Below are 26,619 nucleotides of genomic sequence, written 5' to 3'. Positions count from 1 at the left end.
CGCCAGTCTAGCCGCAGGGCGCGGGCCGGCGCGGGCGTGAGGACATCCGCTCCTCGCGCGAGGACGCTTCGATCCGGGCCCCAAGTTTGCGACAATCGAGGATTCATTCCGTTCTTCGTCGTCGCGGCCGTCGCGACCGTCAACAGCGCCATGTCTGCCACCATCCTGCAAAACCTCCCCGCCGGCCAGAAGGTCGGCATCGCCTTCTCGGGCGGTCTCGACACCTCGGCCGCCGTGCACTGGATGCGCGCCAAGGGCGCCGTCCCTTGCGCCTACACCGCCAACCTCGGCCAGCCCGACGAGAGCGACTACGAGGACATCCCGCGCAAGGCGCTGGCCTACGGCGCCGAGATCGCGCGCCTGATCGACTGCCGTGCCGCGCTGGTGGCCGAGGGCATCGCCGCGATCCAGGCAGGTGCCTTCCACATCACCACCGGCGGCGCCACCTACTTCAACACCACCCCGCTGGGCCGCGCCGTGACCGGCACGATGCTGGTGGCCGCGATGAAGCAGGACGGCGTCAACCTCTGGGGCGACGGCTCGACCTACAAGGGCAACGACATCGAGCGTTTCTACCGCTACGGCCTGCTGGTCAACCCGGCGCTGAAGATCTACAAGCCCTGGCTGGACCAGACCTTCATCGACGAGCTGGGCGGCCGCAAGGAGATGAGCGAATACCTCATCGCCAACGGCTTCGACTACAAGATGTCGGTCGAGAAGGCGTATTCGACCGACTCGAACATGCTGGGCGCGACCCACGAGGCCAAGGACCTGGAGTTCCTGAACGCCGGCATGCACATCGTGAAGCCCATCATGGGCGTGGCCTTCTGGCGCGATGACGTCGAGGTCAAGCGCGAGACCGTGACCGTGCGCTTCGAGGAAGGCGTGCCGGTGGCGATCAACGGCCAGACCTTCGCCGACCAGGTCGCGCTGTTCGAGGAAGCCAACCGCATCGGCGGCCGCCACGGCCTGGGCATGTGCGACCAGATCGAGAACCGCATCATCGAGGCCAAGAGCCGCGGCATCTACGAAGCCCCGGGCATGGCGCTGCTGCACATCTGCTACGAGCGCCTGGCCACCGGCATCCACAACGAGGACACGCTGGCGCAGTACCGCGCCAACGGCCGCGTGCTGGGCAAGCTGCTGTATCACGGCCGCTGGTTCGACAGCCAGGCCATGATGCTGCGCGAGACGGCGCAGCGCTGGGTCGCCAGCGCCATCACCGGCGAAGTGACGCTGGAGCTGCGCCGCGGCAACGACTACACCATCATGAACACCGACAGCCCGAACCTGACCTACGCGCCGGAGCGCCTGTCGATGGAGAAGGTGGAGGACGCCGCCTTCACGCCGCTGGACCGCATCGGCCAGCTGACGATGCGCAACCTCGACATCAGCGACACCCGCGCCAAGCTGGGCCTGTACGGCAAGGCCGGCCTGCTGGGCGGCTCGGCCGGCGGCGCGCTGCCGCTGCTGACAGGCGGCGAGGACGCCTGAGTCTGAACGCGCGGGCCGCGCGGCCCGCCTGATGCCCCCGCGAGACCCGCTCGCGAGGGACATCGACACCCCACGAGAGGCCCTTCGGGGCCTCTTGTCGTTTCTGCGCTCGTTTCTCCCCGTCATGCCCGCGAAGGCGGGCAGCCACGAGCAGGCACGAACTTCCGTTGTCGCCCGCGCAGCGCGCTTGGCTCGATCTGACAAATGTATCGACGGAATGATCCGTGAAAAACCGCCGACGGCATTGCGCATTTCGGTGCGACGATTTCTGCAAAAGCATACGTTGCCGGCGCAAGGGAGACATCGTCGATGCAGGACATCGGGGCAGGGGACCTCAAGACCATTCTTCATTCCAAACGGGCCAACCTCTACTACCTCGAGCATTGCCGCGTGCTCGTCAACGGCGGGCGGGTCGAGTACGTCACCGAGCAGGGCGCGCGCTCGCTGTACTGGAACATCCCGATCGCCAACACGACGACCCTCCTGCTCGGCACAGGGACCTCGCTGACGCAGGCGGCCATGCGCGAGCTGGCCAAGGCCGGGGTGATGGTCGGTTTCTGTGGTGGCGGCGGAACGCCGCTGTTTGCCGGCACGGATGGCGGCCTCGACATCGCCTGGATGTCGCCGCAGAGCGAGTACCGTCCGACCGAATATCTGCAGCACTGGGTGCGCTTCTGGTTCGACGAGCCGCTGCGGCTGCAGGCCGCCCGGATGTTCCAGCACACCCGGCTGGCGCGGGTGCGCGCTGTCTGGCCGCGCCAGTTCAAGGGAGACCGCGACGAGCCGTGGAGCCCGGATCTGGCCCGGCTCGATGCGCTGCTGGATGCTTCGGGGCCTGCCATCGATGCTGCGCCTGACCACACCTCGCTGCTGACCGAAGAGGCTCGCCTGTCCAAGCAGCTCTACCGACTGGCGGCGCAGGCTACCCGCTACGGCGAGTTCACGCGCAGCAAGCGCGGCGAGAGCACCGATTCATCCAACCGTTTTCTGGACCATGGCAACTATCTGGCCTATGGCCTGGGCGCCACGGCGACCTGGGTGCTCGGCCTGCCGCACGGACTGGCGGTGCTGCACGGAAAAACCCGCAAGGGCGGGCTGGTGTTCGACGTGGCCGATCTGGTCAAGGATGCCGTGGTGCTGCCGCAGGCCTTCATCTCGGCCATGCGCGGCGACAGCGAACAGGAGTTCCGACGGGCCTGCATCGAGACGCTGACCCGCACCGAGGCGCTCGACTTCATGATCGACACGCTGAAGGACACGGCGCTGCGGTTTGGCCGGCTGGCACAGGAATCGTCCCGGCCCGACGCCTGCGCTCCGTTGCCGGAGGCGCCGTGAACATCCTGCTCGTCTCGCAGTGCGACAAGCGTGCTCTCACCGAAACCCGCCGCATCCTCGACCAGTTCGCCGAGCGGCGTGGCGACCGCACCTGGCAGACCCCGATCACGCAGGACGGCCTGGACACCCTGCGCCGCCTGCTGCGCAAGACCGCGCGCAAGAACACGGCGGTGGCCTGCCACTGGATCCGCGGGCTCGATCACAGCGAACTGCTGTGGGTGGTCGGCGATGCCCGTCGCTTCAATGCCCAGGGCACGGTTCCGACCAACACCACCACCCGCAACATGCTTCGCACCCAGGACGAGAACGACTGGCACACCGGCGAGGACATCCACCTGCTGACCGCGCTGGCCGCGCTGCTGCACGACCTGGGCAAGGCCAGCCAGGCCTTTCAGGATCGGCTGGCTGGGCGGCTGACCGAACGCAACCAGTACCGGCATGAATGGGTGTCTCTGCGGCTGTTCGAGGCGTTTGTCGGTGCTGACGACGATGCCACCTGGCTGCAGAGGCTGATCGCGCCGACCCCGGAGGATGACGACAGATGGATCGATCGCCTGCGACGCGACGGGGTGGACGGCGGCGTGCTGCCGACACCGTTCGTGGCGCTGAAACACGCCCCGCTGGCGCAGGCGGTCGGGTGGCTGGTGGTGACGCATCACCGGCTTCCCGTGATGCCGGCCTATGGCGAAGATGGACAACAACGCTTTGCCGGCGCCCCAAGTGCGCGCTTTGTTGACGACAGTCTGCAGGATGCGCTGCTGTACATGCAGGCCAACTGGAACGAAGTGGTGACGGGTGCGCCTGCTGAACAGGTGCAGCCGTACTGGACATTCCCGCATGGCCTGCCGGTGACATTGGCGCACTGGCGCACCCAGGCGCGCCGGTTGGCGGTCAGGCTGCAGGCGCTGGTGCAGCGGCCGGATCGGCGCGCGGGGTTCGCGTGGATGGATGAGCCGTGGGTGATGCACCTGAGCCGCATGGCGCTGATGCTGGCCGACCATCACTATTCCAGCCTGGGGGTGCTGGGTACCGATGAGCGCAAGGCTGATGGACGTCTGAGCGTACCGGCCGGCTGCAAGTTGCTGGCCAACACCCGCAAGGACTCGCGTGGCCGCACCGTGGGCAACCAGACCCTGGATGAACACCTGCTGGGTGTAGCGGCCGACAGCCGGGCCATCACGCATGCGTTGCCCAGTCTGGCGCGTAGCCTGGACGGGTTGAAGCAGAACCGGCTGCTGCGCCAGCGCAGCGCGGACGAGCGCTTCCGCTGGCAGGACAAGGCGGCCGATCTGGCCGCAGAGCAACGCGAGAAGGCCGCACGGCATGGTGCGTTCATCGTCAACATGGCCAGCACCGGCTGCGGCAAGACGCTCGCCAATGCGCGTCTCATGAACGCATTGGCCGATCCCGAGCAGGGGCTGCGCTGTGCTTTCGCGATGGGTCTGCGCACGCTGACGCTGCAGACCGGGCGAGCGTTCCAGCAGCAACTGCAGCTCAAGGACGATCAGTTGGCCATCCGGGTCGGCGGTAGTGCGAGCCGGGCATTGTTCGAGCACTTCGAGCAGCGTGCCGAAGCCACCGGCTCTGCCTCGCGGCAGGCCCTGCTGCTGGAGCCGGAGGAAGAAGGTTCGATCGAGTTCGGCGGGGATGCGGCCATCGACACCCGCCACCCGCTGCTGGCCCGCGCGCTGCACGACCCCAAGGTGAAGAGTCTGCTGGTGGCGCCAATCCTGGTCTGTACCATCGACCACCTCGTGCCGGCCACGGAAAGCCTGCGCGGTGGCCGGCAGATCGCGCCGATGCTGCGTCTGCTGACCAGCGATCTGGTGCTGGATGAGCCAGACGACTTCGATCTGGCCGACCTGCCGGCACTGACCCGGCTGGTGCATTGGGCTGGATTGCTCGGCAGTCGAGTGCTGCTGTCGTCGGCCACGCTGACCCCAGCGCTGGTGCAAGGGCTGTTCGTGGCGTACCGGGCTGGCCGGGCGTCGTTCGAGCGTCACCGTGGCGCCGAGCCCGGAGGAGCCGAAAGGCCGCCCGAGGTGGTCTGTCTGTGGGTGGACGAATTCCAGCGGCAGGCCGCCACCTGCCCGACGCCCGATCATTTCCAGCAGGCGCACGAGCAGTTCACGGCGCAGCGCAGCAAACAGCTGGCCGAGCAGGCCGCCACGCAGGCCCGGCGCCGCTGCGCCCTGATCGATGTGCGCGAGCTGCAGAAGGCTGAGCGCGACGACGAACGGTATGCCGCGCTGGCGCAACTGCTGCGGCGTCATGCCGTCGAGTTGCACACGCTGCATGCGGTGGCCGATCCCCGACAGCCTGAGCGGCGAGTCAGCTTCGGCCTGATTCGCATGGCCAACATCGAGCCGCTGGTGCAGGTGGCGCTCCAGCTGTTCAAGGCGGGTGCGCCGGACGGCCATGTGATCCACCTTTGCGTCTATCACTCGCAGTTTCCGCTGCTGGTGCGCTCGAACATCGAGCGGCGGCTGGATGCGGCGCTGGATCGCCGTCGGCCCGAGGCCGTGTTCGACCTGCCCGACATCCGCGCCCGGCTGGATGCCCATCCGCAGGCGCTGCAGCAGATATTCATCGTGCTCGGCTCGCCGGTGACCGAGGTTGGCCGGGACCACGACTACGACTGGGCCATCGTCGAGCCCTCGTCGATGCGGTCGCTGATCCAACTGGTCGGCCGGGTGCGGCGCCATCGCGAGGGGGTGTGCACCACGCCCAACGTGCGGGTGTGGAACACCAACCTGCGCTGCTTTAGTCGGCGCACTGGTGAGCCGGTGTATTGCAAACCTGGTTTCGAGGACAAGACGGCCTTGCTGGAGCACCACCTGCTGCCGCAGTTGCTGCGCCGCGAGGAGTTCGGCGTGGTCGATGCGCGGCCACGCATCCGGCAGCCCGAGTCGCCGGAGCCAACAAAACGCTGGGTCGATCTGGAGCACCACCGCCTGCAGCGTGCGCTGCTGCCGCCCGCCGCGACCAGCGCTCCGGGGCTGCCGCCTGGTGAAGCCGCCTGGTGGTGGTGGGCCCGACCGGCCCGAGATGTGCTGCTGACCGCGCTGCTGCCACAGCACCAGCCGTTCCGCGACGACCGTCGGCAGCAGATCGACCTGTGCCTGCGCCCGAGCGACGACGACTCCGACCACATCGAGCTGACCGAAGTGCTCGACCAGAAGACCGGCCGCCTGCGCTACCAGCCCATCGAGGCTCGCCATCTGCCGTGGCCTGATGACGCTGTGCAGGGGCCAGGCATCGTGCCGTGGGCCGACACGGACTACGCCGAGGCCCTTCAGGCCCTGGCCGAGGCGATGGACCTGCCGCTGCAGCGCTGTGCCGAGCGGTTCGGCACGCTGAGCCTGCCGGACAGCACACAGGGGTGGCGCTCGCACGCAGTGCTGGGATTCGTGAGGCGCATCTGAATCATGATCAAAGGAGGGCCGACAGTGCCGAATCTTTCAGGGAGGCCGGCAGACATCCGGCAGCAGATCCACCACGCGGTGCAGCAGCGGCTGGCCGCGCTGCTGGATCAGGTCAAGGGCAGCGATGCGGCGGCGGAAACCCGCCGGGCGGCCCTGCGTGAGACGTGGCGATGGCCGCAGCTGCTGGACGAGGGGATGAAGTACCTCGGGCAGGTGCAGCTGGCCACGCATCTGGTCAAGGCCGTGCATCCGGACCCGCCGGTGCGCTCGGCCACCAACCTGCTGGTGCGGCCGCAGGAGATGCCAGCGCTGCAGGAGGTGGGCTCGCATGTGCTGGGCGAGGACTTCGATCTCGACGCCACCGGCAATGGGGCGGTCAACAAGAAGGTCGCCGATCTGGCGGCCGTGCTGATGGAGACGCGCTTCGAGGGCCGGTCGCTGCTGGCTCGCCTTCAGGCGAATGACGCGGATGTCGTGACCGCGCTGGGGATGGAGGCCGAGCAGGCGGCGCTGCTGGCTGACATTGACGGCCCGCGCTGCCCGACACCGGCCTCGCATCGCAAGCTCAAGCAGCTCTACTGGCTGACCGGCACAGACCCGCTCGATGATGGTCAGTACCATCTGTTGGCACCGCTCTATGCGACTTCGCTGGCGCACCGTGTCTTCAAGCGTTTCCGTGCGGAGCGTTTTGGCGACGCCGCCCGGCAAGCCCAGGAGGCTCGCAAGGCTAGGCAGTTCCACGACCGGCCGATCCGTTCCTGGCCGGGCATGGCCGAGCAGAACCTGGGTGGCACCAAGCCCCAGAACATCAGCCAGCTCAACAGCGAGCGCCGCGGCAGCAACCTGTTGCTGGTCTCGCTGCCACCGCAATGGCGCAGCCGCGATGTGGTGCCACTGCTGCAGACCGAGACGCTGTTCCACCGCTTTGGCTGGCGGCCGGAGGTGCGCCGTGGGGTCAGGGAACTGCGCAGATTTCTGGCCACTCAGCCTCCGCAAATCAAGGACACCCGCGACACCCGAGACGATCTGGCCGAAGCCCTGACCGACCAGTTCCTGCTGTTCGCGGCCGAGATGCGCGAGCTGCCGCCGGGCTGGAGCGATGTGCCCGAATGCCGGCTGCCGGACTGCGAGCGGGCCTTTCTGGACCGTCGACCTACGCGGATCCCCGGCGACTGGCCGCGAGAGCTGGCCGGCCGCTATGCCAACTGGCTCAACGCCCAGCTCGGCAGCACCGACGCATTGAAGATGGGCGATGCCGAGCATGCCCACTGGCGGCGCGACCTGCTGGAAGCGCTGGCCGACCACAAGGAGGAGCTGACCCATGTCGACTAATCCGCCCGACTTCAACCACCTGCTGGTGCTGCCGCGGCTGCGCATCCAGAACGCCAACGCCATCTCCAGCCCGCTGACGTGGGGGTTTCCGTCGATCACGGCCTTCACCGGGCTGATGCATGCGCTTCAGCGCCGTCTGGGCGACCAGACGCCGTTCGAGTTCAGGTCGGTGGGCGTCATCTGCCACGATCTGCAGGCCCAGGTGGCGGACCAGAAGCACGAAATCAGCTTCAACCTGACGCGCAACCCGGTGGACAAGGATGGAAGCACACCGGCCATCGTCGAGGAAGGCCGGGTCCATCTGGACATCACGCTGGTGTTCGGACTGCGGGCGGCCGGCATGGCGCATGCCGATCCTGCTGCACTGCAGCAGCAGGCACGCCACGTGGCCGAGGTGCTGGCCGGCATGCGCGTGGCCGGTGGCAGCGTGATGCCTGCGTTGTCGCTGTTGCCACGCCAGACCGAGCCAACCCTCTTGCCCTGGCCCTTGCACTACCAGCCCGACGAACAGGCCCGGGCCTGGCGGCGCCTGAGCCGGCGCTGGCTGCCCGGCTTCGCCCTGGTGGCCCGCGACGATCTTCTGGCCAGCCGGCTGGCGGGTCTTCGTGCCGAGGAGCCCGAGGCCACGCTGCTGGACGCCTGGCTCGACACGGCCGCGCTGACCCAGCGGGCACGGCGTGTCAAGGCATCCGATGGCACCGAACAAGTCGAATGGCAGACCGAGCGCTCGCCAGGCTGGATCGTGCCGATTCCGGTGGGCTATGCCGCGCTGTCGGCGTTGCATGAGGCCGGTGCCGTGGCTCGTGCGCGCGACGGTGGCACGCCGCTGCGCTTTGTCGAGAGCGTCTACAGCCTGGGGCAGTGGATCAGCCCGCATCGGCTGGGGGATGCCGCCGAGCTGATGTGGTGGCCCGCTCACGACCCGGCCACCGGCCTCTACCGCTGCCGCAATGCGTACCGGCCTCCGGCGCCGCCGCCTGAATCGGCGCCTGCCGATCTCGCAGAGGCGCTGGACGACCTCGATGACCCGTTCCACTACGTCTGAATTCAAGGAGATAGATTCATCATGGCAACCAAGAAAGACTCGACCGGCCTCGTCACCGCTTCCGTTCTGGCCTTCGAGCGCAAGCTCGACCCGTCGGACGCGCTGTTCTTTGCCGGTGCCTGGGATGGGCGCAAGAGCAGCGCCGGCTGGCCGGCGGTGGAGGTGCGCGCGAAATCGGTGCGAGGCACCATCTCCAACCGCCTGAAGACCAAGGACGCCGATCCGGCCAAGCTGGATGCCGCCATCCAGAACCCCAATCTGCAGACCGTCGACGTGGCGGCGCTGCCGGCCGAGGCCGACACGCTGAAGGTGACCTTCACGCTGCGGGTGCTGGGCGGGACCGGCACGCCGTCGGCCTGCAACAGCGCCGACTACCAGGCCAAGCTGCTGGCGACCGTGAAGGGTTATGTGGAGACGCAGGGCTTCGGCGTGCTGGCGCGGCGCTATGCCACCAACCTGGCCAACGGCCGCTTCCTGTGGCGCAACCGCGTCGGGGCCGAGCAGGTGGAGGTGCAGGTGGCGCACCTGGTCGGCGGGCAGCCGGCCGCGTCGTGGACCTTCGACGCGCTGTCGCTGTCGCTGCGAAGCTTCGATGCGGTGCCGGCCGACCAGGCCGCAGCGCTCGACGCCGTCGGGGCGCTGATCGCCGAAGGGCTGGCGGGCAGCCGGCATGTGCTGCTGCAGGTGACCGCCTTCGTGCGCATCGGGGCCGGGCAGGAGGTGTTCCCGTCGCAGGAACTCATCCTCGACAAGGAGAAGGCCGGCAAGAGCAAGACGCTGTACACGGTGGGCGGCATCGCCGGCATGCACTCGCAGAAGATCGGCAATGCGCTGCGCACGATCGACACCTGGTACCCGGACTTTGCGCCGGACCAGATCGGGCCGATCGCCGTCGAGCCGTACGGTTCGGTGACGACGCTGGGTTCGGCCTGCCGCCCGCCGGTGAAGAAGGTCGATTTCTACACGCTGCTGGACCAGTGGCTGCTGAAGGACCAGGCGCCGGCCAGCGAGGGCGACCGGCACTTCGTGATGGCCACGCTGGTGCGCGGCGGCGTCTTCGGCGACGCCGGCAAGGACTGAGCGGGGACGACGATGGATCACCATCTCGATCTTCGGCTGCTGCCGGACCCTGAGTTCGGTCCGCTGGCCCTGATGGAGGCGCTGTACGCCAAGCTTCACCGGGCGCTGGCCGCGGGCGGCACCACCGGCATCGGCGTGAGCTTTCCGGACGTGAAGGGGCTCGATCTGGGGCTGTGTCTGCGGCTGCATGGTTCACGTGAGGCGCTGGCCATGCTGATGGGCACGGCCTGGCTGCGCGGCATGCGCGATCACCTGGCGATCGGCGAGATCAGCGCGGTGCCGGCGCAGGCTCGGCATTGCTGCGTGTCGCGGCGGCAGTCCCACAGCAGCCCTGAGCGGATGCGCCGTCGCCTGATGCGTCGCCAGCAGATCGACGAGGCCACGGCCCGCGAGCGCATTCCCGACCAGGCCGCCACCTTCCTGAGGCTGCCGAGCCTGCAGGTGCGCAGCAGCAGCACCGGCCAGCATTTCCGGCTGTTCATCCGGCACGGACCGCTCCAGAACGACCCGGTGCCCGGCGTCTTCAACGCCTACGGCCTCAGCGCCACCGCCACCGTGCCCTGGTTCTGACGACGACCCTTTTTCGGGGCGGCAGCCTCTGCTCCTTAAAAATCAAGCACTTAGCGCAGGATCCCGCAAGAGGGTCTCGCGCCAGAGTCTGGCAGAATGCTCAAGCGCGACAAGCACTTGCGCGTTTGCCAGCTCTTGTGAACTGCCGGGTAGGCAGCTCAGAAACACGAGGCCGGCGAAGAGCTGCAGCTCGACGAGTGAACTGCCGGGTAGGCAGCTCAGAAATCGAAGGTCAGGGGCGCGACGACGAGCAGCCCGTGAACTGCCGGGTAGGCAGCTCAGAAAGGGCCGGCAGGCCCCTGCGGACCAGCCGGGCCGTGAACTGCCGGGTAGGCAGCTCAGAAACCGGCGCCGTGCCGCCGCGCGTCTACCGCCACGTGAACTGCCGGGTAGGCAGCTCAGAAAAGGTCCTGGCCACCCTCATGGACCAAGGACACGTGAACTGCCGGGTAGGCAGCTCAGAAATGCGCGAGCGGCTGGGCAACGCGGCGCCCGACGTGAACTGCCGGGTAGGCAGCTCAGAAAGATAGAATCGCACGGCGCGGGGATGACCCGCAGTGAACTGCCGGGTAGGCAGCTCAGAAAAGATCGGGCACGAGTCCGGGCGGCTGCGCTACGTGAACTGCCGGGTAGGCAGCTCAGAAATGCGTGTGAACTCGCGCGCGTCGGTCTTCGATGTGAACTGCCGGGTAGGCAGCTCAGAAACTGCCGGAGATCCCTCTCGTGACGATCAAGCCGTGAACTGCCGGGTAGGCAGCTCAGAAACGGCGCGCTGCCGCGCTTCGATGATCTTGGTCGTGAACTGCCGGGTAGGCAGCTCAGAAAAGCGCGTTGATCGTCGTCCCGGCCAGATCGCTGTGAACTGCCGGGTAGGCAGCTCAGAAAATGTCGGTGTCGAACAACAGCACGCCGATGGTGTGAACTGCCGGGTAGGCAGCTCAGAAAATGCCCCATGCGCCACATCGTCCCGACGCTCGGTGAACTGCCGGGTAGGCAGCTCAGAAATACGCCGAGCGCGACCGGCCGACCGCGGTGCTGTGAACTGCCGGGTAGGCAGCTCAGAAAAGATCGGCGCACCCGGCGTGCTGCCCATGATCGTGAACTGCCGGGTAGGCAGCTCAGAAATGATGCGCCTGCTGGTGTCGATCGACCAGCTAGTGAACTGCCGGGTAGGCAGCTCAGAAAACGAGGCCGCCGCCGGCGATGGTCCAGAGTGCGTGAACTGCCGGGTAGGCAGCTCAGAAATCCCGCCCTTCCACCAATGCCGCGCCCTCGGAGTGAACTGCCGGGTAGGCAGCTCAGAAAACATCGGCAGCCTGGGCGGCCAGGGCCTCGACGTGAACTGCCGGGTAGGCAGCTCAGAAATACCGGCGAGCATTGACCACCCCGCCAGCAATGTGAACTGCCGGGTAGGCAGCTCAGAAAGAGATCAGCGGGCCAGCTTCGGAGACGACGGAGTGAACTGCCGGGTAGGCAGCTCAGAAATGTAGGCGCGGCGGGTACGTTGATATTTGACAGTGAACTGCCGGGTAGGCAGCTCAGAAATCGCGCACTGCGGCGTCAACACCCGCGGCATGGTGAAATGCCGGGTAGGCAGCTCAGAAATGCGGGCCGACAGCACCAGCAGCGCCGGCAGGGTGAACTGCCGGGTAGGCAGCTCAGAAAGGACGGTCTCGAGGTAGCCCGGCGCGGCATTTGTGAACTGCCGGGTAGGCAGCTCAGAAAAGTCAATCGGAGCCGCAGTCGCGCGCAATCCAGTGAACTGCCGGGTAGGCAGCTCAGAAAGGGATGCGGCCGGCGTTCCACAGCTTGATCGTGTGAACTGCCGGGTAGGCAGCTCAGAAATGGGAGGCAAAGAGGAAGCTACTCGTCTGCCCGTGAACTGCCGGGTAGGCAGCTCAGAAAGACTCGAAGCGCGTCAAGCTGACCCGCACCGAGTGAACTGCCGGGTAGGCAGCTCAGAAATGCACCTGCGCCAGCTCGCCGAGCCGCAGCCGGTGAACTGCCGGGTAGGCAGCTCAGAAAGAGATCAGCGGGCCGGCTTCGGAGACGACGGAGTGAACTGCCGGGTAGGCAGCTCAGAAAATGACGCTGCCCATGGAGCGCTCCTTGCCGTCGTGAACTGCCGGGTAGGCAGCTCAGAAATTCGAGATCGGCCGACCCATCGAGCTTGTCCGGTGAACTGCCGGGTAGGCAGCTCAGAAATGCTGGGCAATCACGGTGCCGTCGGCGTACTCGTGAACTGCCGGGTAGGCAGCTCAGAAAAACCAGCGCCGAGGGGTCGCCGAATACTGCGAGTGAACTGCCGGGTAGGCAGCTCAGAAAACGGTGGCACGCTAACAAGATAGATATTTGTTGTGAACTGCCGGGTAGGCAGCTCAGAAATGTCCGTGGTCCATGTTGACCTCCATGTCCAGGTGAACTGCCGGGTAGGCAGCTCAGAAAATCGGTGATGCACGCGCCGATGTACATGGTCGGTGAACTGCCGGGTAGGCAGCTCAGAAAATAGGTGCCGCTCGTCAGCAAACCCCTTTCCCGTGAACTGCCGGGTAGGCAGCTCAGAAAACGAACGCGTCCGTGGTGCCGCTCAGGGAAACGTGAACTGCCGGGTAGGCAGCTCAGAAATCACATGCTGACCGGCTCGGGCATCGCGCGGTGTGAACTGCCGGGTAGGCAGCTCAGAAATCCGGTGGCGCCGGTCGATCATGGCCAGCACCGTGAACTGCCGGGTAGGCAGCTCAGAAATTGAACAGCAGCACCAGCCTCTGAAAGTCGGCGACGAATCGTCGGTCAGGGAAGGGTGGCGAGTGGGGAGAGGCGGTGAAGGTCGGGTGGGTCCTCGCCTTCGCGAGGATGACGGGGGTGGGGGGCGTCATGCCCACAACGGCGCGCCGCCACGAGGGCGCCCGGGCGGCATAGACTGTCCGGCATGTCGTCTGATTCCGGGATCCTGTCGCGAAGGCTGCTGCCTCGGCTGTGGGCGCTGCCTTGCACCCTCGTCGGCCTGGTCGCCGCGGCGCCGGTGCTGCTGGCCGGGGGCAGCGCGCGGCGCGTCGAGGGCGTGCTGGAGGTCGGGCTGCGGCCGCTCCAGGCGGGGCTGCCGCGGCGGGTGAGGGCGCTGCCGTTCGGCGCGATCACGCTCGGCCACGTCATCCTCGGCCAGAGCCACGAGCTGCTGGCGCGGCTGCGCCCGCACGAGCAGGTGCATGTGCGCCAGTACGAGCAGCTCGGCGCGCTGTTCCTGCTCGCCTATCCGCTGGCCAGCCTGTGGGCCTGGGCGCGCGGCGGGCATCTCTACCAGGATAACCTGTTCGAGCGGCAGGCCGAGGCGCGTGCGCACCGGCCGGCGCCCGGACATCGGCCGGAGCACCGCGCATGAGCCGGCGCCGCCTGCCCCGGCTGCCCTTCCTGCTCGCCGGCGGCATCCTGGGCTTCCTGATGGGATCGCTGGTGTCGATGGTGGTGCTGGTGCTGGGCTTCGCGCTGCTGCACCGGGTGCTGCAATGGCTGCTGTCGCGCGAGTACCTGCCGAGCGACGACAGCGCGTCGGGCGGCTCCGGCTTCGGACCGGACGATGCCGGCAGCGACTGCGGCGACGACGATGGCGGCTGCGGCGACGGGGGCGGCGGCGATGGCGGCGGGGGCGACTGATCCGGCAAGGGAAAGGAATCCAGCGATGTTCTCGCATGTCTTCGTCGGCGTGTCCGACTTCGATCGGGCGATGGCCTTCTACCGGCCGGTGATGGAGGCGCTGGGCCTGCCGCTGCGCTTCGTCGAGGCCGAGCGGCCCTGGGCGGGGTGGCAGAGCACGCCCGGTCCCCGGCCGCTGTTCCTGATCGGCCGGCCCTTCGACGGCCTGGCGCACGATCCCGGCAACGGCCAGATGACCGCCTTCCTGGCCGGCTCGCGCGAGCAGGTCGACCGGGTGCACGCGGTCGCGCTGGCGCACGGCGGGCGCTGCGACGGCCCGCCGGGGCTGCGCCCGCACTACCACCCCGACTACTACGGCGCCTATGTGCGCGACCCGGACGGCAACAAGCTCGCCGTGGCCTGCCACCAGGCGCTGCCGGGCTGAACGCGCGCATGGCGCGCTGGAGGCTTCGGCGGCCGAGTGTGGCGCGGGCGCATCGGATGAGCCGGCCAGGGCGCCGGACTGCGATGCGGCCATCCGGCCGCGGCCCTGACCTGCGATGCTGGGGCTCATGTCGAGTCGTCCGCCACCCTCCGCCGCCGCCGGCCCTCGCGCCCGCCACCACGAGCCGCACCTCGTCCACCGCAGCGGCTGGCTGCGCGCCGCGGTGCTCGGCGCCGACGACGGCATCGTCTCGACCGCGAGCCTGCTGCTCGGCGTGGCGGCCTCCGGCGCCGACACCCGCGCGCTGCTGGTGGCGGGAACCGCCGGGCTGGTGGCCGGCGCGATGTCGATGGCCGCGGGCGAATATGTCTCGGTCAGCTCGCAGGCCGACATCGAGCGCGCCGACCTCGCACGCGAGCGCCACGAGCTGGCCGAGGACGACGAGCAGGAGCGCGCCGAGCTGGCGGCGATCTACGTCAAGCGCGGGCTGGAGCCGGCGCTGGCGGTGCAGGTGGCCGAGCAGCTGATGCGCCACGACGCGCTCGGCGCCCATGCCCGCGACGAGCTGGGCATCACCGAGGCGCTGTCGGCCCGCCCGGGGCAGGCGGCGCTGGCCTCGGCGGCGTCCTTCGCGCTCGGCGCGGCGTTGCCGCTGGCGCTGGTGATGCTGCCGGCGCCGATGCGCATGGCCGGGCTGGGCGCCGGCTCGCTGGCGGCGCTGGCGCTGCTGGGCTGGGTGTCGGCGCGGGTCGGCGGCGCGGCCCCGCTGGCGGCGGCGCTGCGGGTGAGCGTCTGGGGCGCGGTGGCGATGGCCGCCACCGCCGGCATCGGCCGGCTCTTCGGCGTGGCGGTCTGATCCGGGTCGCCGGCGCTCAGCGCCGTCCGCCCGGACGGCCGCCGCGCTTCTGCCACAGCGGCCGCTTGGCCTTGAGCGCGCGCTCGATGCCGTCGTTCAGGCGCGAGCGCAGGTCCATCACCTCGTCGACCTCGCCGTAGACGCCGGGGAAGCGCAGGTCCAGCCAGAGCCACAGCGTGCAGGTGCGCAGCGCCTGCTCCATGCGCTCGAGGCGGCTGTTCTCGTCGGTGTCCTGCAGGAACCAGGCGGGGCCGGCCTGGCCGCTGCGGGCGTGGTGCGCGACCCAGTCGAGGAACTGCGCCACCTGGCCGGCGGTGCGGGTGTCGACCGGCGCCTGCGCGTAGGTGAAGCGCTGGCGCAGCGGCAGCCTGGCGGCGACGCGGTCGATCTCGCCGGCGAGCTCCAGCATCTGCTCCAGCTCGGCCACCGCGAAGTGCGAGTTGTCGAGCTGCAGCTGCTCGACGAAGACCCGCAGCACCTCGGCCAGGCTGTTCTTGCCCAGACGCTCGGCGATGGTCTCGATGTGCCACCAGTTCGGCGCCACCGGCGCCTTGAAGTGGCGCGGCGCCTTCGGCGAGCGCTGCATCAGCAGGCGCAGCTGCTTCATCGCGGTCGGCTCGGCCTCCTTGAGCACGCCGGCGAAGCCTTCCTCGTGGATGCCGAAGCGCCCGGCGCGGCCGGCGATCTGGTGCACCTCGGACTCGGTCAGCGCGCGGTCGCCCTGGCCGTCGAACTTGGTCAGCGTGCTGAACAGCACCCGGCGCACCGGCAGGTTCAGGCCCATGCCGATCGCGTCGGTGGCGATCAGGATCTGCGACTGCCCTTGCGCGAAGCGCTCGGCCTCGCGACGGCGCACCTCGGGGGGCAGCGCGCCGTAGATCACCGACACCGGCGTGCCGTCGGCCGAGGCCTGGTCGCGCAGCATCAGCACGTCGCGGCGGCTGAAGGCCACGACCGCGTCGCCCTTCTTCAGCGCATGCAGCGACACCGGGCCGGGCAGCAGCTCGACCTGCTGCTTGCGCTCGAAGCGGCGTACCGTGACCTGCTCGCCGCACAGGCCCAGCAGGTTGCGCAGCGCCTCCACCGCGTAGTCCGAGCAGATGATCAGCAGCTCCTTGGCCGGCACGCCGACGATGGCCTGCGTCCAGGCCCAGCCGCGGCTGGGGTCGAAGATCATCTGCGCCTCGTCGATCACCGCGACCTCGATGGGCGTGCTGGTGTCGACCATCTCGATGGTGCTGGAGATGACGCGCGCATCCGCCGCCGGCACGTTCTCCTCGCCGGTGCGCAGCGAGCAGGGCACGCCGCGCGCGGCCAGCCGGTCGCGGCCCTCCAGCGCGAGCAGGCGCAGCGGCGCGAGATAGGCGCCCTTGGCCGCCTGCGCCAGGCGCTCGAAGGCCTGGTAGGTCTTGCCGCTGTTGGGCGGGCCGACGAAGAGCGTGACCTGGCGCTGCAGGCGCCGCGCCTGGCCGAAGCTGTCGGGATAGCCCTGGAAGGCGAGCTCGTCGTTCAGGTCCTCGAGCGTGTCCTGCTCGTGGACGCGGTGGATCCAGCGCTCGAAGGCGCGCTGGCACGCGGCGATCAGCGTCTCGGCGGCCTGGGGCTGCGCGCATTCGGCCTGCAGCGCCGGCTCCAGCGAGCCGAGCTGGTCGTCGGCGAAGGCGCAGGCGCGCTCGACCAGCGCGTCGAGCTGCGCGGCCAGCTCGGCCGCCTGCGGGTGGCCCGGCAGCGCGGAGAGCACCTGGACCAGCGCCGGGCGGTCGCCGGTGCGGAAGAAGTCCCAGACGGCCGCGGCCGGCACCGCCTGGCCGTAGGCGACCGTCAGCCGCATGTCGGCCGAGGGCAGCTCCAGGCCCTGGCGCGCCTCGCGCTCCCAGGCGCCGAGCCGGCGGCTCACGCCCAGGCCGTCGAGCACCGCGGCGCGCTCGGCCATCAGCGGGCGCACGCCCTGGCCGCTGCCCACCGCGTCGAGGTGGCGCAGCGCCTCGCCGATCAGCGCCGGGTCGATCCAGCGGCTCGGGCGCTGGCCGGCGGCGCCGCGCTGCAGCAGGATCAGGCCGAGGCGGTCCATCGCCGCCTCGGGCTCGGGCGTGCCCTCCTCGAGCATGTCGGACGGGCGCACCACCTGCGGCAGCAGGTAGCCGGCCTGGCGGATGCGGTCGAGCGCGAGCGGGTCGATGTCGGCGGGAATGCGTGCGGCGTGGCGCGGATGGGGCAGCGGGCGAGGTGTTGTTGTTGTCGTGGCCATGGGGGAATCCGGAACGGTCAGGGGTCGAACTCTAACCGCTCGGTCCCGACTCGATAATCCCGGCCATGCCCGTCCTTCCCGTCCATTCCGATTCCGCGGCCCTGTCCGTCGCCGCGCCGCCGCTGCTGCAGGTCGAGGGCCTGCACTGGCGCGCCCCCTTCGAGGGGGCGCCGCCGCTGTTCGCAGGTCTCGGCCTGCAGGCCGGGGCCGGCGTGCTCGGCGTGACCGGCGACGAGGGCCGCGGCAAGAGCGCGCTGCTGCGGCTGATCGCCGGCGAGCTGCGCCCGGACGCCGGCCGGATCCGGATCGACGCCCCGGCCGAGGCGCTCGATCCTCACGCGCTGCCGGCCGGCGACGCCCGCCTGCGCGAGCGGCTGTTCTGGTGCGATCCGCAGTCCGACCGCCATGACGGCCGGGTCGCGCGCGACTACCTGGCGATGCAGCGCCAGGGCCGCCCGGGCTGGAGCGAGGCGGCGCTGGCCGCGCAGCTCGAGGGCTTTGCGCTGCACGAGCATCTGGACAAGCGTCTGGAGATGCTCTCCACCGGCACGCGGCGCAAGCTGCGGCTGGCCGCCGCGCTGGCCTCGGGCGCGACGCTGGTGCTGCTCGACGATCCCGGCGCGGCGCTGGACGCACGCTCGCTGCGCCACCTCGCCGAGGCGCTGCGCCGCCACCACGAGGCCCCCGCCGGCCGGCTGATCGTCGTCACCGGCCATGACGACCGGCTGATGCCGGCGCCGGCGGCGCGGCTGTCGCTGGATGTCGCTGCCGTACCGGGTGTGTCCGCCGTCCGGTGAGTGTTCACCGGATCGGGCGGGGCCGCTCAACTGCCCGCGCGGTCGCGCCGATACAGCGGCAGCCTGCGCAGGGCCGGTCGCATTCGCCGCGGGGGGCGTCGAAGCGGGCCGGCCGCGCGGCGGATCAGGGAGCGTTGCAGTGCACGGAATTCGGAGCGCGGACCCGATCGTCGATCGGCCGCAGGCCCGGCAGCTGGAGGAGCTGCTTGCGGGCATCGGCGAATGCGTCGTCCATGTCGACGCGCACTGGCGGGTGCGCTACTGCAGCCCCGCCTACCTGGAAGGGCTGGGCCTGCCGGCCAGCGAGGTCATCGGCCGCACGCCGTTCGAGTACCAGGCGCATTTCGAGGAGTCGGTCTTCCACCGGGTGCTGCAGGCCTGCCGGCGCGATCGCCAGCCGCGTATCGGCATCGGCTTCTCGAAGGTGGTGCGGCGCTGGCTGATGGTGCGGGCCTTCCCGCTCGGCGAGGGCATGGTCGCGCTGGCCAACGACGCCGACGAGCACACGGTCGGCCAGTTCGAGCTGGCGCGCGAGGCGCTGCGCGATCCGCTCACCGGCATCGGCAACAAGCGCGCGCTGCTGGCCGGTCTCGAGGAGCGGCTCGCGCAGCGTCAGCGCGGCGCGCTGGTGCTGATCGGCCTGAGGCGCTTCAACGCGATCAACGACACGCTCGGCCACGGCCTGGGCGACCTGGCGCTGATGGACGTGGTCTCGCGCATGCAGGCCGCCACCGTCGAGGGCGAGGCGCTGTTCCGGCTGACCGGCGTCGAGTTCGTGCTGCTGACGCCGGCCGACGACGAGGCGCGGCTGCGCGAGCGCGTCGGCATGATCGCCTCGCGCATCGGCCAGCCGATCCTGATGCGCGACCAGGTCTTCGTGCTCGGCAGCCATGCCGGCGGCGTGCTGTTTCCCTCGCACGGCGACGCGGCGCCGCTGCTGCTGCGCCGCGCGGCGCTGGCGCTGCGCCAGGCCAAGCGCGCCAGCGCGTCGATGGCGCTGTTCGACGACGAGCTCGAGGCGGCCGGGCGGCTGCGCGCCGAGCTGGAGCTGGATTTCCGCGCGGTGCTGTGCGGCACCTCGTCGGCCACGGCCGGCCGGCTGAGCCTGGCGCTGCAGCCCAAGGGCCGGCTGCGCGACCGCGCGGTCATCGGCGCGGAGGCGCTGATCCGCTGGCAGCATCCGTTGCGCGGCGCGCTGATGCCGGGCAGCTTCCTGCCGATCGCGCAGGAATGCCAGCTGATGGTCGAGCTCGACCGCTGGGTGATCGACGAGGTGATGCGGCTGCAGCGCCTGCTGCTCGACGGTGGCCACCGGCTGCCGATCAGCATCAACCTGTCGGTCGAGTCGCTGTCGGATCTGCTGCTGGTCGAGAACGTGCAGGCGGCGATCGAGCGCCACGGCGTGCCGCCGGAGCTGCTGGAGATCGAGATTCCGGAGAACGCGCTGATGCGCGACGTCGAGGTCAGCACCCGGGTGCTGGCGGCGCTGTCGGCGCTGGGCGTGCGGCTGTCGATCGACGACTTCGGCACCGGCTACTCGTCCTTCGCCTACCTGGCGCGCTTTCCGGTGCACACGCTGAAGATCGACCGCTCCTTCGTGCACGACATGGTCAGCCAGGCCAGCAGCCGCACCATCGTGCACAGCCTGGTGCGGCTGTCGCACGCGCTGCAGCTGCAGGTGGTGGCCGAGGGCGCCGAGAGCGACGAGGAAATGGACATGCTGCGGCGCATGCAGTGCGACGCGGTGCAGGGCTACGGCTATGGCATGCCGCAGCCCTTCGCGCTCTTTCTCGACTTCATCCGCGGGCGCTGCGGTTGCGCGGACACGCGCGGCGGCACGCTGCCGCCCCACGGCCGGGCCTGCTGAGCCGGCCGCGGGCCGGACGTGCGGGGCTCAGGCGCCCGGCTGCAGGCGCACCGTCAGCGGCGCGATCCGGCCGGCCTCGATGTCGATCAGCCGGTCGATGTTCGGATGCTTGCCGGGAAAGGCGCGGGCGTCGGCGGTGTGCTCGGCGTAGAGCGCCAGGCCCTCGCGGGCGGCCTCGGGCGTGATCGCGCCGTGGCGGGCGGCCAGCGCGTGGTAGACGGCGGCCGAGCCGGCGGTGCCGGGACGGTTGGGCAGCGTCGACACCACGGTGCCGGCCGCGTCGAGCAGCTCGACGGCGGCGATGTGGGCGATCGAGGGCAGGCGGGCCAGCTGTTCGGCGAAGGTCAGGGCAGGGCTCATCGGGAACGGTTCGGTCAGGGTCGGGAGAGAGATTCTCGGGCAGGCCGAGTCTATCTCTGCAGGCGTTAGGATCAGGTTCGTCGGGAGCTCATCCCGTGCACGAGGGAGAACAATGGAGTGGATGGACTGGGGTGGCGTCGCGCTGGCGCTGCTGGCGGCCGCAGGGCTGTGGCGGGCCGGGGCCAGGCCGCCCGCCGACTGGCATCGGCGCTGCATGGCGCATGTGGAGACGGCCGTCGGGCCGGGCTTCGAGGTGATGCGCTCGGTCGAGACGCCGCGGCCGGGCACGTTCTGGCGCCCGGCGGTGCCGGCGCTGACGCTGGTGCTGCGCCTGCCCTCGGGCGAGTACCTGCATGTGCTGGCGTCGACGGATGCCGCCCCCTTCGTCGGCCGGCTCAGCCAGCGCAGCGCGCGCGAGCTGCTGCTCGAGCGCTACCGCGAGCCGCCGGGCGGCGACGGCCAGGGCGGCGCGGCGCTGGAGCGGCGCCGCTTCGGCTGACGTCGGGCGGCGGAAGGCGGACGGGGCTCAGCCGCGCAGCAGGAAGGCCACCGTCATCGCCAGCCCGGTCAGCACCACGCCGGTGCGCACCCAGGCCGCCGGCAGGCGCCGCGCCAGCCGCGCGCCGATGAAGCCGCCCAGCGTGGCCGCCACCATCATCACCAGCGCCTGCGGCCAGGCGACCGCGCCGGCCCAGGCGAAGGCCGCCACCGACAGCAGCGACAGCACCAGCGAGTTCAGGTTCTTCAGCGCGTTGGCGGTGTTGAGATTCGACTCGCCGGTCAGCGCATACAGCGCCATCAGCAGGATGCCCAGGCCGCCGTTGAAGTAGCCGCCATAGACGGCCACCGCCAGCAGGCCGAGCCGCTGTGCCAGCGGCGACACGGCCTCGGGCGAGGATGACCGGCCGGCGGCCTCGGCCCGGGCGCGGCGCGCGGCCAGCAGCCGCGGACCCAGCGCGAACAGCACGGTGGCGAACAGCAGCAGCCACGGCACCGCGGCCGAGAACAGCCGGGCCGGCGTGACCAGCAGCAGCCCGGCGCCGGCCAGGCCGCCGACGGCACAGATCAGCGCCTCGACGCGGCGCCGGGCGGCCGGCAGCGCGGCAAGCTCGCGCCGGAAGCCCAGCGCGCTGCCCAGGTAGCCGGGGCTGACCGCCACCGCGCTGGTCGCGTTGGCGGCGATCGGCGGCAGGCCGGTCCAGACCAGCGCGGGAAAGGTGAGGAAGCTGCCGCCGCCGGCGATCGCGTTGAGCGCGCCGGCACCCAGCGCGGAGGCGGCCAGGATCAGCAGATGGGGAAGGGTAAGAGCCAGGTCGTTCGGGGACATGCCCCGAGTGTCGCACCCGGCCGCGACCGGCGCCCCGGCGCGGCTCAGCGCTGCGCGCGGCGCTCGCGGGCCTGGCCGGCCTCCGGACGCTCGGCCAGCAGGCGCCGCGCTTCCGGATAGATCAGCGATTCCTCGAGATCGATGTGGTCCTTGTACAGCTCGGTGAAGATGACGACGCCCTGGCGCAGCGCGTCGATGTCATACCAGCTGTAGCCCTGCGCGACCGCGTCGAGCTGGGCCGACAGCTCGAGCCAGTCCTCTTCCAGCCAGCCGTGGTCCTGCTGCAGGCGCCGGGTGTGCTGCACCAGTGCGGCGTCGTCGCTGGCGAGCAGGCCCGGAAAGACCAGGCGTTCCTCGTCGGCGTGGTGGGCGCGCGCGGTCTGGCCGAAGAAGCGCACCACGTCGGAGGCCATGCGGCGCGCCACCGGATCGACGCCCTGGTCGTCCAGATGCTCGATCAGGCGCGCCAGGTCGCGCAGCGTCGCCAGCACCTCGCGGTGGCAGGCATCGAGGGCCTCGAATTCGTGCTCGGCCGCCAGCGGCATCATCGGGACGACGGCTTCGACGGCAACGGACGCAAGCATGCTCATGATCGACTCCTGGGTGTGCGCTGCTGCAGCGCGATGAGCCCATTCTTGACCTGCGGCGCAGGCGCGGGTTGAGCGAGGTCAACCCGGGATCAGTCATGCCGGAATTCACATTTCAGGTGCATCCGAGCCGATCTTGCCTCATTCTGGTGCCTTCTTCGCCGCCTGGCCGCACAGATAGGTCCAGACCAGCGTCGCGGCGGCGTTGCTGCTGAGATCGGCGTGGTCGTAGGGCGGCGCGACCTCGACGCAGTCCATGCCGACCCAGTTCTCGCCGGCGAGCTCCTCGAGCAGCGTCAGCGCCTGCGCGGTCGTCAGGCCGCCGGGCTCGGGCGTGCCGGTGCCCGGCGCGAAGGCCGGATCGAGCGCGTCGATGTCGAAGCTGAGGTAGAGCGGCGGCTGGCCGCAGGCGGCCCAGCGCGCCTTCAGCGCGTCGATGACCTCGGCGAGCTGGGCGGCGCTTTCGCGCCCGCGCAGGTCGCGCGCGGTCCAGATCAGGCCGCCCTGGTCGCGCACGTAGTCGCGCGCGGCGCGGTGGCCGGCGCTGCGGATGCCGATCTGCGCAAACGCCTGCGGATCGACCAGGCCCTCCTGGATCGCCTCGTACACCCAGGTGCCGTGGCCGCTGGGCTCGCCGAAATGGTCTTCCCAGGTGTCGCAGTGGGCGTCGAAGTGCAGCACGCCGAGCGGGCGGCCGTGCAGCCGGCGCTGGGCGCGCAGCAGCGACAGCGTGATCGAGTGGTCGCCGCCGAGCCAGACCATGTGCTGGCGCGCCAGCAGCGCCGCGGCCTGCGGCTCCAGCGCCGCGCGCATGCGCTCCAGGCTGGTGTTGGGCAGCGCCAGGTCGCCGTGGTCGCACAGCAGCGCGTCCGGCGAGACCTCGAACAGCGGATGGATGCCGTCGCACAGCATGTGGCTGGCCTGACGGATCGAGCGCGGGCCGAAGCGCGCGCCGGGGCGGTTGGTGACGGCGCCGTCCCAGGCGATGCCGGCCAGGCCGAAGGGGCGGGGCTGCGGGCCTGCGGGCACCTTCAGGAAGGTGTGCGCGGACAGGAAGGCGAAGGCGTGGTCGCTCATGGCTTGAACCGAGGGTCGATCAGGCCCGCAGTGTGCAAGATCCGCGGCATGAAGACCTCGCCCGAAACCCTGCAGGCCCTGCACGCCGCCGAGGTGCAGCGCTATCTCGACACCCACCCGCGTTCGGTCGCGCTGGCCGACGAGGCCACGCGCCACTGGCTCTACGGCCTGCCGATGCACTGGATGCGCGACTGGCCGGCGCCGAGGCCGCTCTTCGTCGCCGAGGCGCGCGGCGCGTGGCTGCGCTGCGTCGACGGGCATGTCTACGACGATTTCTGCCTGGGCGACACCGGCGCGATGTTCGGCCACGGCCCGGCGCCGGTGGCGCAGGCGCTGGCGCTTCAGGCCGGGCGCGGCCTGACCGCGATGCTGCCGCCCGGGACGCTGCCCGACATCGGCCGGCGGCTGGCCGCGCTGTTCGGGCTGCCGCGCTGGCAGGTCACGCTGAGCGCGACCGACGCCAACCGTTTCGTGCTGCGCTGGGCGCGCGCGATCACCGGGCGGCCGAAGCTGCTGGTCTTCGAGGGCTGCTATCACGGCACCGTCGACGACACGCTGGTCGACCGCGCCGACGACGGGCGCACGCTCACCCGCGCCAGCCTGCTCGGCCAGGTGCAGGATCTGGCGATCGGCACCGTCGTCGTGCCGTTCAACGATGCCGCGGCGGTCGAGGCGGCGCTGGCCGGCGGCGACATCGCGGCGGTGCTGACCGAGCCCGCGCTCACCAACTGCGGCCTGGTGCCGCCGCTGCCGGGTTTCCTGGAGGCGGTGCAGGCGGCCTGCCGGCGCCACGGCACGCTGCTGGTGCTCGACGAGACGCACACGCTGTCGAGCGGCCCCGGCGGGCTGGGCCGCCGGCTCGGGCTGCAGCCGGACTTCCTGGTCGCCGGCAAGGCGGTGGCCGGCGGCATGCCCTGCGCGGTCTACGGCTTCACCGATGCGGTGGCCGAGCGCATGGCGCGCACGAAGGAGGCCGCGCCCGAGGGCCATTCCGGCATCGGCACGACGCTCTCGGGCGGCCTGCTCGGGCTGGCGGCGCTGCAGGCCTGTCTGGCCGAGGTGATGACGCCCGCGGCCTGGGCGCGCATGGAGGCCGGCGCGGCGCGGCTGCAGGCCGCGCTGGAGCAGGTGATCGCCGCGCGTGCGCTGCCCTGGAGCGTCACCCGGCTGGGCGCGCGCATGGAACTGCAGTTCTGTGCCCGCGCGCCGCGCGATGCGCGCGAGGCCGCCGCGGCGATGCACGCGCCGCTGGAGCGGCTGCTGCACCTGTGGCTGCTCAACCGCGGCGTGCTGCTGACGCCCTTCCACGACATGCTGCTGGTCTCGCCCGAGACGGACGATGCGGCGATCGACCGGGTCGCGCAGCGGCTCGACGAACTGCTCGCGCGGCCGGGCCTCGGCGACGGGGCACTTTTTTCATGAAGGCGAAAGCGTTTCCATAATGCGGAAAGAATCGGTGCTGCGGCGCATCAAAATTTTCCATCGTGAGAAAACTTTTCCCATGATGTGCAATGAATGCGCTAAGTTGTTGATTTAATTGAGATCAAAAAGATGTCTTATATAAGACATAAGTGTTGGCGTCCGGAAGGGTCGGGATTAAGCTTGAGCCATCGAACACGCCGTGTTCAGCCTCCTTGAAACACCGTCGAACGGAGAGACTCATGACGAACCTGACCCGCGAACAACAGATCGCCGCCCTCGAGAAGGACTGGGCTGAGAACCCCCGCTGGAAGCTGGTGAAGCGCGGCTACAGCGCCGCCGACGTCGTGCGTCTGCGCGGCTCGCTGCAGCCCGAGTACACCCTGGCCCAGCGCGGCGCCAAGGTCCTGTGGGACAAGGTCAACGGCGGCGCCAAGAAGGGCTACGTCAACGCCTTCGGCGCGATCACCGCCGGTCAGGCGATGCAGCAGGCCAAGGCCGGCCTGGAAGCCGTGTACCTGTCGGGCTGGCAAGTCGCCGCCGACGGCAACACCTCCGAGACGATGTACCCGGACCAGTCGCTGTACGCCTACGACTCGGTGCCGACGATGGTCCGTCGCATCAACAACACCTTCAAGCGCGCCGACGAGATCCAGTGGAGCCGCGGCATCAACCCGGGCGACGAAGGCTACATCGACTACTTCCTGCCGATCGTCGCTGACGCGGAAGCCGGTTTCGGCGGCGTGCTGAACGCCTTCGAGCTGATGAAGAACATGATCGCGTCGGGCGCTGCCGGCGTTCACTTCGAAGACCAGCTGGCCGCGGCCAAGAAGTGCGGCCACATGGGCGGCAAGGTGCTGGTCCCGACCCGCGAAGCCGTCGAGAAGCTGATCTCCGCCCGTTTCGCCGCCGACGTCATGGGCGTGCCGACCCTGATCCTGGCCCGCACCGACGCCGAAGCCGCCAACCTGATCACCTCGGACTACGACGAGAACGACAAGCCGTTCCTGACCGGCGAGCGCACCCAGGAAGGCTTCTTCCGCGTGAAGAACGGTCTGGAGCAGTCGATCAGCCGTGGCGTCGCCTACGCGCCCTACGCCGACCTGGTGTGGTGCGAGACCGGCGTGCCCGACATCGGCTTCGCCCGTGAATTCGCGCAGGCCGTCCTGGCCGCCTGCCCGGGCAAGCTGCTGTCGTACAACTGCTCGCCGTCGTTCAACTGGAAGAAGAACCTGAGCGACAGCCAGATCGCTTCCTTCCAGGAAGAGCTGAGCGCGCTGGGCTACAAGTACCAGTTCATCACGCTGGCCGGCATCCACGTCAACTGGTACAACACCTTCAAGTTCGCCCACGCCTATGCCCGCGGCGAAGGAATGAAGCACTACGTCAACATGGTGCAGGAGCCGGAATTCCAGGCTCGCGAACAAGGCTACACCTTCGTGTCGCACCAGCAGGAAGTCGGCACCGGCTACTTCGACGAAGTGACCACCGTGATCCAGGGCGGGTCGTCCAGCGTCAAGGCGCTGACCGGCTCGACCGAGGAAGAGCAGTTCCACTGATGACTGCTCCGGCGCCCGTGCGGGCCGGTCCGTGATCCGGTCGGCCGCGCGGGTGCCAACCCACAGTTCATGTGGCTTTGCAACGTTCTGTTTTGAGTTCTGTTCTTGAAGGCCCTGGAGTTCATGCCTCCGGGGCCTCTTTTTTTGTGCGATCGCCGACGACATC

Annotated in this window: 21 protein-coding genes and 1 CRISPR repeat array; of the genes, 16 read left to right on the top strand and 5 right to left on the bottom strand. The window is 69.8% G+C overall.

Going from position 1 to position 26,619, the window contains the following annotated elements:
• Positions 1–150: 150 nt before the first annotated feature.
• From argG to HNQ01_RS09980, 11 genes are all read left to right on the top strand, one after another.
• Positions 151–1,494 (top strand): argininosuccinate synthase, encoded by a 1,344-nt coding sequence (argG, locus tag HNQ01_RS10030; protein ID WP_173805238.1) that lies wholly within the window; start codon positions 151–153, stop codon positions 1,492–1,494.
• Between the two features lie 309 nt (positions 1,495–1,803).
• Positions 1,804–2,829: a type I-F CRISPR-associated endonuclease Cas1f gene (cas1f, locus tag HNQ01_RS10025; RefSeq protein WP_173805237.1), complete on the top strand. Its 1,026-nt coding sequence runs from the start codon at positions 1,804–1,806 to the stop codon at positions 2,827–2,829.
• Complete coding sequence (gene cas3f / locus HNQ01_RS10020; protein ID WP_173805236.1) at positions 2,826–6,254, top strand: type I-F CRISPR-associated helicase Cas3f; 3,429 nt, start codon at positions 2,826–2,828, stop codon at positions 6,252–6,254. Before cas1f ends, cas3f begins: the two co-directional genes overlap by 4 nt.
• Positions 6,255–6,278: 24 nt before the next feature.
• Positions 6,279–7,586 carry a type I-F CRISPR-associated protein Csy1 gene (gene csy1, locus HNQ01_RS10015; RefSeq protein WP_173805235.1) on the top strand — a complete coding sequence of 436 codons (1,308 nt, stop codon included), beginning with the start codon at positions 6,279–6,281 and terminating at the stop codon, positions 7,584–7,586.
• 25 nt (positions 7,587–7,611) lie between these two features.
• The gene (csy2, locus tag HNQ01_RS10010) at positions 7,612–8,631 is read left to right on the top strand and encodes a type I-F CRISPR-associated protein Csy2 (protein ID WP_353621679.1); all 1,020 of its coding nucleotides are present in this window, start codon (positions 7,612–7,614) and stop codon (positions 8,629–8,631) included.
• Positions 8,632–8,652: 21 nt separating this feature from the next.
• Positions 8,653–9,711 (top strand): type I-F CRISPR-associated protein Csy3, encoded by a 1,059-nt coding sequence (gene csy3 / locus HNQ01_RS10005; protein ID WP_173805233.1) that lies wholly within the window; start codon positions 8,653–8,655, stop codon positions 9,709–9,711.
• Positions 9,712–9,723: 12 nt separating this feature from the next.
• On the top strand, positions 9,724–10,281 hold the full coding sequence (gene cas6f / locus HNQ01_RS10000; RefSeq protein ID WP_173805232.1) for a type I-F CRISPR-associated endoribonuclease Cas6/Csy4: 558 nt from the start codon (positions 9,724–9,726) through the stop codon (positions 10,279–10,281).
• 137 nt (positions 10,282–10,418) lie between these two features.
• Positions 10,419–13,026: direct repeats of the CRISPR family, unit length 28 nt; unit sequence GTGAACTGCCGGGTAGGCAGCTCAGAAA.
• Between the two features lie 184 nt (positions 13,027–13,210).
• Positions 13,211–13,660 (top strand): hypothetical protein, encoded by a 450-nt coding sequence (locus HNQ01_RS09995; protein WP_173805231.1) that lies wholly within the window; start codon positions 13,211–13,213, stop codon positions 13,658–13,660.
• Positions 13,657–13,932 (top strand): hypothetical protein, encoded by a 276-nt coding sequence (locus tag HNQ01_RS09990; RefSeq protein WP_173805230.1) that lies wholly within the window; start codon positions 13,657–13,659, stop codon positions 13,930–13,932. Before HNQ01_RS09995 ends, HNQ01_RS09990 begins: the two co-directional genes overlap by 4 nt.
• Positions 13,933–13,957: 25 nt before the next feature.
• A complete protein-coding gene (locus HNQ01_RS09985) occupies positions 13,958–14,356 on the top strand; it encodes a VOC family protein (RefSeq protein ID WP_173805229.1) in 399 nt (132 codons plus the stop codon).
• Between the two features lie 127 nt (positions 14,357–14,483).
• Entirely contained in the window at positions 14,484–15,212 is a 729-nt protein-coding gene (locus tag HNQ01_RS09980) for a VIT1/CCC1 transporter family protein (RefSeq protein WP_173805228.1), read from the top strand.
• A 16-nt stretch (positions 15,213–15,228) separates the two neighbouring features.
• Here HNQ01_RS09980 and HNQ01_RS09975 read toward each other — a convergent pair whose 3' ends face one another.
• Positions 15,229–17,460, bottom strand: a complete 2,232-nt coding sequence (locus HNQ01_RS09975; RefSeq protein WP_173805227.1) for a helicase-related protein — start codon at positions 17,458–17,460, stop codon at positions 15,229–15,231.
• A gap of 65 nt (positions 17,461–17,525) precedes the next feature.
• Here HNQ01_RS09975 and HNQ01_RS09970 point away from each other — a divergent pair, with 65 nt between their 5' ends.
• Positions 17,526–18,257 (top strand): ABC transporter ATP-binding protein, encoded by a 732-nt coding sequence (locus tag HNQ01_RS09970; RefSeq protein ID WP_173805226.1) that lies wholly within the window; start codon positions 17,526–17,528, stop codon positions 18,255–18,257.
• Positions 18,258–18,396: 139 nt separating this feature from the next.
• On the top strand, positions 18,397–20,124 hold the full coding sequence (locus HNQ01_RS09965; protein WP_173805225.1) for a putative bifunctional diguanylate cyclase/phosphodiesterase: 1,728 nt from the start codon (positions 18,397–18,399) through the stop codon (positions 20,122–20,124).
• Positions 20,125–20,151: 27 nt separating this feature from the next.
• On the opposite strand, the gene HNQ01_RS09960 is transcribed toward HNQ01_RS09965, so the two are convergent.
• A complete protein-coding gene (locus HNQ01_RS09960) occupies positions 20,152–20,472 on the bottom strand; it encodes a DUF2322 family protein (RefSeq protein WP_173805281.1) in 321 nt (106 codons plus the stop codon).
• A 124-nt stretch (positions 20,473–20,596) separates the two neighbouring features.
• Between HNQ01_RS09960 and HNQ01_RS09955 the strand changes: the two genes are divergently transcribed.
• Positions 20,597–20,983 (top strand): hypothetical protein, encoded by a 387-nt coding sequence (locus tag HNQ01_RS09955; RefSeq protein WP_173805224.1) that lies wholly within the window; start codon positions 20,597–20,599, stop codon positions 20,981–20,983.
• A 27-nt stretch (positions 20,984–21,010) separates the two neighbouring features.
• Here the strand turns inward: HNQ01_RS09955 and HNQ01_RS09950 are convergent, their stop codons facing one another.
• The 3 genes from HNQ01_RS09950 to HNQ01_RS09940 form a co-directional block, all read right to left on the bottom strand.
• Complete coding sequence (locus tag HNQ01_RS09950) at positions 21,011–21,811, bottom strand: sulfite exporter TauE/SafE family protein (RefSeq protein ID WP_173805223.1); 801 nt, start codon at positions 21,809–21,811, stop codon at positions 21,011–21,013.
• Between the two features lie 44 nt (positions 21,812–21,855).
• Positions 21,856–22,401, bottom strand: coding sequence for a hemerythrin domain-containing protein (locus HNQ01_RS09945; protein WP_286180660.1), 546 nt, complete (start codon positions 22,399–22,401; stop codon positions 21,856–21,858).
• 138 nt (positions 22,402–22,539) lie between these two features.
• On the bottom strand, positions 22,540–23,475 hold the full coding sequence (locus tag HNQ01_RS09940) for an agmatinase (protein ID WP_173805222.1): 936 nt from the start codon (positions 23,473–23,475) through the stop codon (positions 22,540–22,542).
• A gap of 48 nt (positions 23,476–23,523) precedes the next feature.
• On the opposite strand from HNQ01_RS09940, the gene HNQ01_RS09935 reads away from it, so the two are divergent.
• Together HNQ01_RS09935 and aceA are read left to right on the top strand one after the other, a co-directional pair.
• A complete protein-coding gene (locus tag HNQ01_RS09935) occupies positions 23,524–24,897 on the top strand; it encodes a transaminase (protein WP_173805221.1) in 1,374 nt (457 codons plus the stop codon).
• Positions 24,898–25,136: 239 nt separating this feature from the next.
• Positions 25,137–26,453 carry an isocitrate lyase gene (aceA, locus tag HNQ01_RS09930; protein WP_173805220.1) on the top strand — a complete coding sequence of 439 codons (1,317 nt, stop codon included), beginning with the start codon at positions 25,137–25,139 and terminating at the stop codon, positions 26,451–26,453.
• Positions 26,454–26,619: the final 166 nt, after the last annotated feature.

This window comes from Sphaerotilus uruguayifluvii, from assembly GCF_013294065.1.
In the GTDB taxonomy this organism is placed as follows: Bacteria; Pseudomonadota; Gammaproteobacteria; order Burkholderiales; family Burkholderiaceae_C; genus Sphaerotilus; species Sphaerotilus uruguayifluvii.
The sequence above is the reverse complement of the archived record's forward strand: the minus strand, read 5'-3'. Positions and strand labels throughout refer to the sequence as shown.